Annotated in this window: 9 protein-coding genes; 6 read left to right on the top strand and 3 right to left on the bottom strand. The window is 66.1% G+C overall.

The features are described 5' to 3' along the window. The first annotated feature begins 233 nt into the window (after nt 1-233). Together ACQY4Y_RS09160 and ACQY4Y_RS09155 are read left to right on the top strand one after the other, a co-directional pair. Complete coding sequence (locus ACQY4Y_RS09160) at nt 234-1,172, top strand: retroviral-like aspartic protease family protein (protein ID WP_428490236.1); 939 nt, start codon at nt 234-236, stop codon at nt 1,170-1,172. A gap of 30 nt (nt 1,173-1,202) precedes the next feature. Continuing rightward, nucleotides 1,203-2,102, top strand: a complete 900-nt coding sequence (locus ACQY4Y_RS09155; protein WP_428490235.1) for a LysR family transcriptional regulator — start codon at nt 1,203-1,205, stop codon at nt 2,100-2,102. Nucleotides 2,103-2,172: 70 nt separating this feature from the next. Here ACQY4Y_RS09155 and ACQY4Y_RS09150 read toward each other — a convergent pair whose 3' ends face one another. Further along, nucleotides 2,173-2,964 (bottom strand): 2OG-Fe dioxygenase family protein, encoded by a 792-nt coding sequence (locus tag ACQY4Y_RS09150; RefSeq protein WP_428490234.1) that lies wholly within the window; start codon nt 2,962-2,964, stop codon nt 2,173-2,175. Beyond that, nucleotides 2,939-5,611, bottom strand: coding sequence for a mechanosensitive ion channel domain-containing protein (locus ACQY4Y_RS09145; protein WP_428490233.1), 2,673 nt, complete (start codon nt 5,609-5,611; stop codon nt 2,939-2,941). The genes ACQY4Y_RS09150 and ACQY4Y_RS09145 overlap by 26 nt, the downstream gene beginning before the upstream one ends. A gap of 104 nt (nt 5,612-5,715) precedes the next feature. Between ACQY4Y_RS09145 and ACQY4Y_RS09140 the strand changes: the two genes are divergently transcribed. The 4 genes from ACQY4Y_RS09140 to ACQY4Y_RS09125 all read left to right on the top strand — a co-directional run bounded on the left by ACQY4Y_RS09140 (nt 5,716) and on the right by ACQY4Y_RS09125 (nt 8,801). After that, entirely contained in the window at nt 5,716-5,907 is a 192-nt protein-coding gene (locus ACQY4Y_RS09140; protein ID WP_428490232.1) for a twin transmembrane helix small protein, read from the top strand. A 268-nt stretch (nt 5,908-6,175) separates the two neighbouring features. Beyond that, on the top strand, nt 6,176-6,925 hold the full coding sequence (locus tag ACQY4Y_RS09135) for an electron transfer flavoprotein subunit beta/FixA family protein (protein ID WP_428490231.1): 750 nt from the start codon (nt 6,176-6,178) through the stop codon (nt 6,923-6,925). 2 nt (nt 6,926-6,927) lie between these two features. Then, nucleotides 6,928-7,869: an FAD-binding protein gene (locus tag ACQY4Y_RS09130; protein WP_428490230.1), complete on the top strand. Its 942-nt coding sequence runs from the start codon at nt 6,928-6,930 to the stop codon at nt 7,867-7,869. Nucleotides 7,870-7,871: 2 nt separating this feature from the next. Continuing rightward, entirely contained in the window at nt 7,872-8,801 is a 930-nt protein-coding gene (locus ACQY4Y_RS09125; protein WP_428490229.1) for a 3-hydroxybutyryl-CoA dehydrogenase, read from the top strand. A 170-nt stretch (nt 8,802-8,971) separates the two neighbouring features. Here ACQY4Y_RS09125 and ACQY4Y_RS09120 read toward each other — a convergent pair whose 3' ends face one another. Then, entirely contained in the window at nt 8,972-11,944 is a 2,973-nt protein-coding gene (locus ACQY4Y_RS09120; protein ID WP_428490228.1) for a beta strand repeat-containing protein, read from the bottom strand. Nucleotides 11,945-12,097: the final 153 nt, after the last annotated feature.

Raw genomic sequence — 12,097 nt, 5'->3', positions numbered from 1 at the left:
GGTCCGGGTGACGATACCCCGTCGACCTTCGGGCGACATCCGCCGCGCGCCTTGCCACACCGGGCACTGGCGCACGAATCGAAGCTGCTGCTACGCGAAGAACCGTTCCGCACGCCGCACAGTTCACCCGCGCGAGCCGTGCGAGCGCTCGCAGAGCCCTTGGACAGCAGGAGGCCCACATCGGCTCCAGGCCGCGTTGCTCCCCGAACCGCAATTCCCGTCTGTCCGGCCGGGTGTTCCTGCTGCTGCTGGCGACGATCCTGGCGCGCTGCGCGCCACCTCCGGCGACCGACTGCAAACTGACCATGGTGGCCCGGATGCCATTGACGGTGCAGGATCGTCTGCTGGTGGTGCCGGCCACCATCGACGGCAAGGAGGTCAACCTGGTGGTCGACAGCGGCGCGGAGCGAAGCACGATCAGCGAGGCGGTGGCGCGGCGCCTCGCGCTGCCGCCTGAACCGGGGTATACCACCAGGGCGCTGGGCGTCGGCGGCGTGACCACGACCACCGATGTCCGCGTCCGGCGGCTGATACTGGGCGGGGTGCATTTCCCACTCGATCGGATCGCGGTCGGGTCGTTCGATCTGCGCACCGCGCTCGGCTTGAACGCCGATGGTCTGCTCGGTGCCGACATCCTGCTGGCGTTCGACCTCGACATCGACGTGCCGGGCGGCAAGCTCACGTTGTATCGGCGACGGATCTGTCCGGGTATGCGGCCGCCCTGGACCGAACCGGCGATCGAGATCGCCGGGGTCAGGGCGCGCCGGGACCGTCTGCTGGTGCCGTTCCAACTCGATGACGTGCCCGGCATGGCGATCCTCGATACCGGGGCGCAAGCCAATGTCATCGGCATCGACATGGCGCGCCGCATGGGACTGGATCAGCGCACCCTGGCCAACGATCCCGCCGTAAGACAGCGCGGCGTGGGCCCGACGGAAACCATCTCGCGGCTGCATCAGTTCCGCTCGCTGCGGATCGGACCGGTGACCCGGTACCAGCCCCGGATCACCGTAATGACATCCGATTTCGGGGTCGGCGATGCGTTGATCGGCGAGCAGTTCCTGCAAGGCCGGCGGGTCTGGCTGGCGTTCCACAGCCGCCAGATCTTCGTCTCGCCAGCGTCCCAGCCCAGCGTCCCAGCCCAGCGTCCCAGCCCAGCGTCCCAGCAATGAACAACCACCCGCAATGAACGACCACCAGCCATGATCGACAAGCTGGAAATGCTGCTGGCTCTGGCTCGGGAACAGCATTTCGGCCGCGCCGCGGAATCCTGCGGGGTCACTCAGCCAACCCTGTCGGCCGGGCTGAAGCAGCTCGAGGAAGGTTTCGGCGTGCTGCTGGTGCAGCGCCAGTCGCGCTTCATCGGCTTCACCCCCGAAGGCCTGCGGGTGCTGGACTGGGCACGCCGCATCGTCGGCGACTACCGCGCCATGCGCGACGAAATCCGGGCGCTGAAACGCGGCCTGGCCGGGCATCTGCGGATCGCCGCGGTGCCCACCGCGCTGCCGATCGTCTCGACCTTTACCACCCCGCTGCACGTCGCCCACCCCGAAGTGCTGTTCACTATCCTGTCGCGCAACTCGATCGAGATCCTCACCCTGCTGGAAAATCTCGAGGTCGATGCCGGGCTTTCCTACGTCGACAACGAACCGCTGGGACGCGCCCGGGCGATCCCGCTGTATCACGAGCGTTACCGGCTGCTGATCGCCGCCGACCGCCCGCTGGGGGATCGGGCCTCGGTCGGCTGGGCCGAGGTCGCCAGCGTGCCGCTGTGCCTGCTGACCCCGGATATGCAGAACCGCCGGATCATCGACGCGCGGCTGCGCGACGCCGGGGTCGAACCGGCGCCGACGCTGCAATCGAATTCCATGGTGGTGTTGTTCTCCCACGTCCGCACCGGGCGGTGGGCCAGCGTGATGCCGGCGCTGCTGGCGGAAACGATGGGACTGCCGGCGCCGATCCGCGCGATCCCGATCGAGGACCAGATCGCGCCGCCGACCATCGGATTGATCTATCCGCAGCGCGAACCGCTGACCCCGCTGACCGCCGCGCTGGTTACCGAAGCGCGACGGCTCGGCCCAGGCTGGATGCAGACGCTGTGACCCCCCAGCGAGGGGACCAAGCCGCGGGGACCAAGCCGAGGGGACCAGGCCGCGGGATCGAGCCTTCGCCTCAGGCGCGCCGGAACGTCACCACCAGCACATCGCGAAACCCCGGTTCGGCAGGGTCCAACGGCTCCACCGGGGTCACCCCATGCAGCACCCGCGCATCGTCCACCAGCGCGGCATCCAGCGGCTCGGTCAGGGTGAAATCGCCCAGCGCATGCCCTGCCAGATCATGCACCGAGGTGACCCCGCTGGCGATGTTGCGACGATTGATCAGCAGCACCAGCACGTAATCGACGCCATCGCGGTGCATGCCCTCGGGCGTCGGACGGCCCTGCTGGCCACGGCGCGCCTCGATGCGGAACTGATGCACCTCCACATGCCAAATCGGGACCGGGCTGAGTTGGCCGAACAGCTTGTGGCAAAAGCTGAGGATCGTGGTCATGCTGGCGCCAGCGGCGGCCGGTTCGGTGATCGGTTCGAACCAGCGCTGGATGCCGCCATTCAGCGTGTTGTAATCGCGACTCTGGTAATGCGGCTGGGCCGGCTGACGATGGACCTCGCGGGACACCTCACCAGGAACCCCACCGGACACCCCCCCACTGGACACCCCCCCGCTGGGCACTCCCTCACTGGCCAAAATGCCGGCGGTTGCCCGGAACGCCGCGTGGCGACGTTTGCGGTAGCGGCCGCCGTCGGCCATGTAGGTGTCCGCCCCCAGATCGTTCCAACTGGCGGCAAAGCTGTCCCAATCGGTCAGCGTCCCGCTCTGGCTCAGCAGCGCGCGCATCTCGGCGCCGTGCACGAAGCTATGGCCCTCGGTGCGGATCTGGTCAGTCAGCGGCCTGAGCGTGTCCATGGTTGTCGCCTTTTTCAGCCGGGGCCTGGGCCGGCAACGACACAGTCATCGTCGGTACCGGGTTGAAGATCCTGATCCCAAGCTCCTGAAACCGCCGCTTCATGCGCCGGTTGAACTCCCGCTGCACGGGCCAACGGCCCGAATCGGTGCAGACCACCTGCCCGACAATAGATGTCGCCGCGCCGTCCACCTTGTCCACGCCCCATAGCTGGAAGTCGCTCAGCATCTTCGACGAAAGGTCGGATTCGGTCCGCATCCCGGCAACAATAGCCTTCAGTTCGTCGGCCACCCGGTCGGTGTCCTCGTCATAGGCAACGCTGACACTGATTGATGCGTTGCCCAGCCCTCGGTTGGTGTTGCTCACCGAAGTGACCGAGCTGAACGGAATGATGTGGACCGACCCGTCGCCGGCGCGCAAGCGAATGGTGCGCACCGACAGATTTTCCACCGTGCCGGTCAGCCCCGACACGGTGACCGTGTCGCCGACCTGCATGGCGTTCTCCAGCAGCAGGAAAATCCCGGTGATCAGGTCCTGCACCAGCTTCTGCGACCCGAAGCCGATCGCCACTCCGACGATGCCGGCACCGGCCAGCAACGGGGCGATGTTGATGCCGATCTCGCTAAGGATCATCAGCCCGGCGATGATCGAGATGGTGATCAGCAAGGTGGTGCGCAGCAGCGGCAGCAAGGTGCGCAATCGCGCGGATTTCGCGAATTGGGCCTGGCGCTGCAGCCGATCCAGATGCTGCTGAACGCCGCCGTTGACCGCCTCCCACACGGTCAACGCAAGGACGATGGTAAGCGTCAGTGTTGCCACCGCCGAAAGGATGCGCCCCCCCAGTGTGCTGTTGACCAGCCAGAGGAAGGTGTTCAGGCCATACAGTTGCAGCAGCCCGAGCACGCACAAGACATAGACGAACAGGCGTAGCGCCAGGGTGACCGCCGGATGATAGACCATCAGCCGGGCGCGCATGCCGGCATAGAAATCCAGCTCAGCCGTTCCCGCCCGCATCACCCGGTCCACCACCCCCAGCAGCAGCAGCAGCGTCAGCCGGGCGCCGATCAGCACCAGCGCGGTGACAACGAAATAGTGGATAACCAGGGCAAAACCGTGCGGCACCTCGATCGCCCAGGCCACCCAGCTGGCGATCAGGAAGAACAGCGCCACCCAGTGCCAGACCCGCGCGAAGCGGTTGCGGATCGCGGCGACCGCGCCGGTGGCGCCGGGCGGGGCGCGCAGCAGGCGGGCCATGGCGTGACGTTTCTGCACCACGATGAACGCCAGCGAGACGTGCAGCAGCAGACCGACGAACTTCTCGAACGCGTCGTGGCCGATGTCCGAAAGCCCCAGTAACAGCCCGACCTCACCGATCGCGTAGCCGAACACCGCGACCAGGATCAGCCGCCGGGTCCAGCGCATCAGATAGGCCGCCGAGGCGTCACGCAGATGAAACAGCCGCAGCCGGGATTTGCCGGGCGAGAGCAGCATGCGCGCCACGCACAACAGGGCCGCGCAGATGGCGTAGGAGTCGACGACCGCCAGAATGACCAGCCGGCTGACGGTCTGGCCGCCGAGGCTCGACCCGGCGATCAGTTGCCCGACCAGGACAATGCCAAAAACCGGCACCAGTTCCAGTACCAGGCGGGCGATGACCAGCGGCACACGCCGCAGCAAGGTCCAGGCCGATGGTCGCGGCCGATGCCGCGCAACAGCCGCGTCGGTGTCCTCGGCATGGAAGTGTTCCACAGCCACCGCCGGCTCGGTTTCCGCCGCCCCGAGGTCGGCCGGGACGAGCGCCTCGAGGTCACCCGAGGCAGCCTCGTCGGGGTCACCCGGGACGGCCTCGTCGGGGTCACCCGGGCCGGCCGCGTCGGGATCGCCCGGGACGGCCGCGTCGGGGTCTTCCTGTCGGTCGGCCGGACGGATCGGGGGCGCCTGGCCCTCCAACCGGTGGATCGGCCGCTGCAAGGCCCGGCGCAGCCCATACTCGACGGCCACGGCACAGACCAGCACCAGGGCCACCCGCCAGGTGACGTCAAGCAGGATGCCGAGCGCGATCGGGTTGGTCGCCATCACCACCGCCCAGGCATACAGTAACGGCAGGCTCTGCACGGCTTTCATCGCCTCTACCGTCCGGGTGCCGACCTGGTTGACGAAGGCCGACGCCGACAGCAGCACCTGGGCGCCAAGGCTGTCGGGGTCGAGCGGGATGCTGATGCCCTCCACCACGGTGTGCGGTAGCGGCGGCTTGGCCGGTTGGACGGCCGCGGCGGGTTGGGGTTGGTTGACGCCGGATCGCGCCCCCGGCGAGGCGCTCGGCTTCAGCCCCTGCGCGGCCGCCGGATGGGTTTTGATGATGGCGGTCAGAGTGGCGGCGAAAGCGGCGCGCTTGGCCGGATCGTTCAGCACGTCCAGCGCCGCGCGCGCCTGCTCGGCCGAGATCGAGGCCGCTGCGCCAGGCTGACCCAGAGGAGGCTGGCCCACGGTCTGGCCCGCGCCAGTCTGGGCAGCGCCAGTCTGGGCAGCGCCAGTCTGGGCAGCGGCGGTCTGGGCAGCGGCAGTCTGGGCAGCGGCGGTCTGGGCAGCCGATGGCGCCGGCACGCCCAGGACGATCGCGCATAGCAGGATAAGAGCGACGCGTATCATCCGCCGGGTACGACCACACATGCCGCCGCGCGGTCAATGACAAACCGGAGACCGGTGCGACCCGGCCACTTCCCGAAGCCCAATCAACACTCCATTATCTCGACATGCATGGGTTTCTCACCGTCCTGGTCATCGTTCTGATGTTCGCCACGCTGGGCGTGCTGATCGCCGGCGTGGTCGGCATGGTGCGCGAGACCGACCCGCGACGATCCAACAAGCTGATGCAGTGGCGGGTTCTACTGCAGGGCGTGACGATCCTGCTCTTTGTCATACTGATGACCCTGTTGCGGTCCTGAGCCTGACCGCCGCCCGCACCGCGACTTGACCGCACCGGGCGCCCGGCCTGAACCGTTGCCGGCAACCCAGCGCGGACCCCGCGGGGATGCCTGGCCTGACCCAGACGGGCGCTGCCCGGGCGTTTGACACCGGCAAACCCCGCCCATAAGGTCCTCCGCCCTATCGCAGGTGCGAAGTTGTGCTCGGAACCGAAGCGTTACCCGACGTTTAGGTATCGGGCGTTCAGCCATGTGTCCATCAACATCCCAGAAAGCGGCACGATTTCCCATGAAGATCATTGTCCCCGTCAAGCGGGTGGTTGACTACAACGTGAAGGTTCGCGTGAAGTCGGATGGTTCTGGCATCGAAACCGCGGGCGTGAAGATGTCGATGAACCCGTTCGATGAAATCGCCGTCGAGGAAGCCGTCAGGCTTAAGGAAAAAGGCGTCGCCACCGAGATCGTCGCGGTCTCGATGGGTGTGGCGCAGTGCGCCGAGACCATCCGCACCGCCCTGGCGATGGGCGCCGACCGCGGTATCCTGGTCGAGAGCGACACCGACCTGCAGCCGCTGGCGGTAGCGAAGCTGTTGAAGGCGATTGTCGACCAGGAGCAGCCCCAGATCGTCATCCTGGGCAAGCAGGCGATCGACGACGACATGAGCGCCACCGGACAGATGCTGGCCGCCCTGCTGGGCTGGTCGCAAGGCACCTTCGCCTCGAAGCTGGCGGTCGAGGGCGAAACCCTGACCGTCACCCGCGAGGTCGACGGCGGCCTGGAGACCGTGGCGCTGACCCTGCCGTCGATCGTCACCACCGATCTGCGCCTGAACGAGCCACGCTACGCATCCCTGCCGAACATCATGAAGGCCCGGAAAAAGCCGATCGCAAACATGAAGCCGGCCGACCTCGGCGTCGATGTGACGCCGCGGCTGACGGTGTTGGGGGTCAGCGAACCACCGAAGCGCAAGGCCGGCCAGAAGGTCGGATCGGTGGCCGAGCTGGTCAGCAAGCTGAAGACCGAAGCGAAGGTGATCTGACGATGACAAGTCTGGTTCTGGTTGAATTCGACGCCTCGGGCATCAAGCAGCCGTCGCGCAGCGCCGTCGCCGCCGCCCAGGCGCTGGGTGAGGTGCATGTACTGGTCGCCGGCCTGACCGAGGCCGCAGCCGCGGCCGCGGCCTCGGCCGCGAAGTTGCCGGGCGTCGCCAAGGTGCTGGTGGCGGACAGCCCGGCGCTCGAACATTTGCTGGCGGAACCGACGGCGGCGCTGCTGCTGTCCATGGCGCCGGCCTATTCGCACATGCTGGCGGCGACCACCGCGGTCGGCAAGAACGTGATGCCTCGGGTCGCGGCGCTATTGGATGTGCAGCCGATCAGCGACATTGCCGAAGTGGTGGACGCCGATACCTTCGTCCGCCCGATCTATGCCGGCAACGGCATGGCGAAGGTGAAGACCTCGGACGCCAAGAAGATCATCACGGTGCGCGCGGCCAGCTTCGATCCGGTCGACGCCGACGGCGGCAGCGCGACAGTGGAAAACGTCCCGGTCGGCGAGATGCCGAGCCTGTCCAAATTCGTCTCCACCGAACTGTCCAAGAGCGAGCGGCCCGAGTTGACCGCGGCCCGGGTGGTGATATCGGGCGGCCGTGGCATGCAGAACGGTGAAAACTTCAAGCTTATCGAGCCGATTGCTGATAAGCTGGGAGCTGCTGTCGGTGCGTCGCGGGCGGCTGTCGATGCCGGCTTCGTGCCCAACGAATTCCAGGTCGGTCAGACCGGAAAGATCGTCGCGCCTGACCTTTACGTCGCTGTCGGGATTTCGGGGGCCATCCAGCACCTCGCCGGCATGAAGGACAGCAAGGTGATCGTGGCGATCAACAAGGACGAGGAAGCGCCCATCTTCCAGGTCGCCGATTACGGCCTGGTGGCTGATCTGTTCACCGCGCTGCCCGAACTGGCGGCGGAACTGGAGCGCTCCTGACGATGAATGTTGACGTCAAGTCCAACGTCGGCCTTGCCCATATCGTAACCGAGCCGCCGGAAATTCGGACCGTCGGCGTCATCGGCGCCGGCCAGATGGGCAACGGTATCGCCCATGTCTGCGCCCTGGCCGGGCTGCCGGTCACCATCGTCGACATCAAGCCCGAAGCGCTGACCAAGGCCATGGACATCATGGCCCGCAACATGGACCGTCAGGTCAAGCGCTCGGTGGTAACCTCGGATCAGCGCGATGAGGCGCTGGCGCTGGTCAAGACCTCGACCGACTACGCCGCGTTCAAGGACGCCGATTTCGTGATCGAGGCGGCGACGGAAAAAGAGGACCTGAAACGGCTGGTGTTCAAGTCGCTGATGCCGAATCTGAAACCATCCTGCATGGTGGCGTCGAACACGTCCTCGATCTCGATCACCCGGCTCGGCGCGGTCACCGACCGGCCCGAAAAATTCATCGGCATGCACTTCATGAACCCGGTGCCGGTAATGAAGCTGGTGGAGATCATCCGCGGCATCGCCACCGATGAACCGACCTTTCAGGCGGTGAAGGCGCTAGCGCATCGGCTGGGCAAGGTAAGCTCGGTGGCCGAGGACTTCCCCGCCTTCATCGTCAATCGCATCCTGGTGCCGATGATCAACGAGGCCGTGTTCGCCTTGTATGAGGGCGTCGGTTCGGTGTCGGCGATCGACGACGCGATGAAGCTGGGTGCCAACCATCCGATGGGCCCACTGGAACTGGCCGACTTCATCGGTCTGGACACCTGCCTGTCGATCATGCAGGTGCTGTACGAAGGCCTGTCCGACAGCAAGTACCGGCCCTGTCCGCTGCTGGTGAAATATGTCGAGGCCGGCTGGTACGGTCGCAAGACCGGTCGCGGGTTCTACGATTACACCCAGACGCCGCCGCGCCCGACGCGGTAGCCGGATCACGGCCACCCCGGGCGTTGGCGGCGCGTGCCTTGCGTTGGGCACTGGCGCGGTGGCGAAAACGCGTCGTGCGCCGACCCTTTTAGGGGCTGGCGCACGCTGCAATCCATGGTGCGGGGCCCGGCGTGCCAGCCGGACCCCGGTATCAGCAGGTCAGCGCATTGTCAGGTCAGCGCAAAGTTGCTCGCGTGAAGGCTGCCGCGATCGACCCCCGACAGCAGCAGCGAGCTGTTGTTGTCCAGCCGGATCACCGCACCACCGCCGGAAGCGCTGGTAGCGTTTTGCACCGCGGCAAAGCTTCCGAACGTCGCCGCGCTGAGTTCGATGACATCCTGCGATGCATTGAAACCGGCGATGGTATGGCCGCCTTCGGCAAAGTTCGTGAATACGAACTCGTCCGGCACCTGGGCTGACGCGGTCAGCGTCTCTCCGGCCGCGGCGCTATACATGAACTGCATAGCCCCGGTGCCGGCCGAGTTGTAGGTCAGCCCTGGATTGGCCACCAAGTCGGCCGAGGCGATGGAGGTCCCGTTCATCTCCCACGTCGAGACCGCGCCGGTGTCGTCACGGAACACGATGTCGGTCTTGCCGTCGTTGTTGAAATCGCCGGTGCCGACGATGTGCTGGGTCGGCCCGGGTTCTACCGTGCTGCCGTTGAACTGAACCAGGCCTGACTGGGTGATCGTCTCGCCAGCACCGATCTCCCAGATCGCCACCGAACCGTCCTGGTTCTGCAACAGAACGTCGCCCTTCCCGTCGCCGTAGAAGTCGCCGGTCCCCACGACCCGCCAGCTTGGTCCGGGATTGGCCGCGTTCGTGCCGGTCGTGACGACCACGCCGTCGGAGGCGACCGTGGTGCCGTTCATGTTCCAGATCGCCACCGACCCGTCCTGGTTCTGCAGCACGATGTCGGATTTGCCGTCGCCGCTGAAGTCGTCGACTCCCCGGATCTGCCAGGCCGGTCCTGGGTTCGCCGCCGCCCCGCTCTGCAACGTGGCGAAGCCGGGTGTGGTGATCGTTCCGTTCTGCACCTTCCAAAGTGCGACCGAGCCGTCCTGGCCTTGCAGCAGGATGGTGTCAGCCTTGGCGTCGCCAAAGAAGTCGCCGGTTCCCCGGATCTGGTAGCCCGGCCCGGGATTGGCGATGACGGTGCCTTGTGTGAGGTGCTCACCGTTGACCTGCCACAGCGCGACAGATCCATCCTGGTTCTGCAGCACGTAGTCCCCGGCATCGCTGCCGAAGAATCCACCGGTGCCGACCAGCGTCCATTGCGGGCCGGGGCTCGGCAGGCTCGTGCCGTAAGCATTCACGCTCTGGCCGTCGGTCTGCCACAGCGCCAGCGACCCGTCGGTATTTTGGAACAGCAGGTCCTGCGCGGGGATGCTGTTGAACGACACCGCCACGCTGCTGGTCGTGGTCGCCGTGTTGGTGCCGTCGTCGACCGACCAGCTGATCGTGCGGCTGGTTTCAGTGCCGCCGCCGGTCGGATCGCCGGGGCTGAACTTGTAGGCGACCGTGTCGAGTGCGGCCTGATAATTGGCCACCGTCGCCGAGCCCGACAAGGTGAGTATGCCGGTCGGCGCGTTGTAGCTGCCGGTGATTCCGTTTTGATTCGTGAAACTAAGCGTGTCGCCGGGAAGGTAGCCGCCACTGATGGACACGCTCGCCCCGATGAGCATTGCCGAGCCGCTGTCTGAGGCGGTAAGCGCGGCGTCGAGCGCCACGCCGGCGGAACCGGCGGCATAGTTCGCCGTGGCGCCGGCGGTGATGGTGGGCCCGCCGAGTGCGGTGCCGAGGTTGACCTGGGTGCCACCGGCCACCGAAGTGGTGGCGAACGTACTGCCACCAAAGCTGCCGGTCAGAGCGAGTGATCCGACCGCCACGGTGCCGTTCTTGAGCGAAAGCGTTCCGTTCTGCAGCACCGCGGACGTTGCGGTGATCCCTTCCAACACCAGCTTGTCGCCGCTATGGGCTGCCACCGTGCCGGCGAAATTGGACAGCGCGTCGATCTGCAGCGTGTCGTCGCCGTTCATCACGAATGTCTGGCCGGCCGATACGCCGTTGACTTCCAGCGTCGCGCCGGTCGGATTGATCGTCGCGGTCGGTCCCTGGTTCTCGATCGTGTCGAACAGCACGGTGCCGGTGCCGGTCAGGCTGCCGGTGAGGTCCAGGGTGTTGACGGCGACGCTGCCGTCCAGGACGACAGCCAGCGCATCCAGCGTGCCGGTGTTGGTGACACCGCCGATGATCGTGCCGGCACCCTGCACGATGCCGCCGTTGATGTTCAGGCCGCCCGTGGTGACCGTGCCGCCCTGCAGATTGAGTAATCCGGAAGCGCTGAAGGTGCCCTGCGCCTCGATCGTGAGGGAGCCGCTGGTGACGTAATTATTGTCGGTCACATCGACCGTGCCGCCGCCCTTGATGTCGGTCAGCGAGGTCTCAACACCGACATAGCCGGTGCCGTTCCACTCCTCGATCGCGGTGTTCGCGCCGGTGAAGCTCAGCTCTGTCCAGCCGCCGGGAACGTTCACCGGCGACGGTCCCTGAACCGTCCCGATACTGACAATGTCCCCTTGCAGGCTGCCGCCAAGCTCGATCAGCGCGGGCGGCGAGTTGGCATCACTCTTCGCCTCGAAGATGCCGTCGAACAGCGTGTTGCCGGTCATTTCGGCGATCGATTTGGTATCGATGACCGCGGTGCCCCCGAGCGCCTGCAGGTCGTTGGTGATGTAGACGCCGTTGGTGCCGGTAATCAGCAGGTTGCCCGAGGCCTGGATAAAGCCATTCAACGTTCCGGCGTTGATGATTTCCGCGTTGTTGCCAGAGGGGGTGTAGATGTAGCTCTGTAATGACCCGAGGATGTCGCCGGGAGAGGTGGGCCCGAAGGCCAGCGTGCCGTCGAGTTCGAGCTGGGCGGCCATGTAGGGGAACGAATTGGCGCCCTGGCCGACGTCATTCAGCGTCAGGCTGTTGACGCTGAATGATTCGCCCGCGGCGATGGTCGCCGTGTAAGCGACGGTTGTCAGCGCGTCGATGGTAACGTCGGCGTCGATCGCATTAGGCACCACGCCGCCGGTCCAAAGCGTGCCGGTATTCCAGTCGCCACTGGCCGGGCCAGCCCAAGTAAAGTCCGCCATCTGCATCCCTTTTCGGTGGCCGCAGAACAATCATGCAATCGCACCATGACGCGACGCGAGCCGGCATGATGGCCGGCGGCGTTCCCTCAGATGCCTCGCGTTTGTCCTGAAACCGTGTTAACATCCCAACGAAAGCGCGGCACAGCTAACACG

The organism is Rhodopila sp. (assembly GCF_965277165.1).
GTDB lineage: Bacteria > Pseudomonadota > Alphaproteobacteria > Acetobacterales > Acetobacteraceae > Rhodopila.
This window is presented reverse-complemented; position numbering and strand designations above follow the sequence as displayed.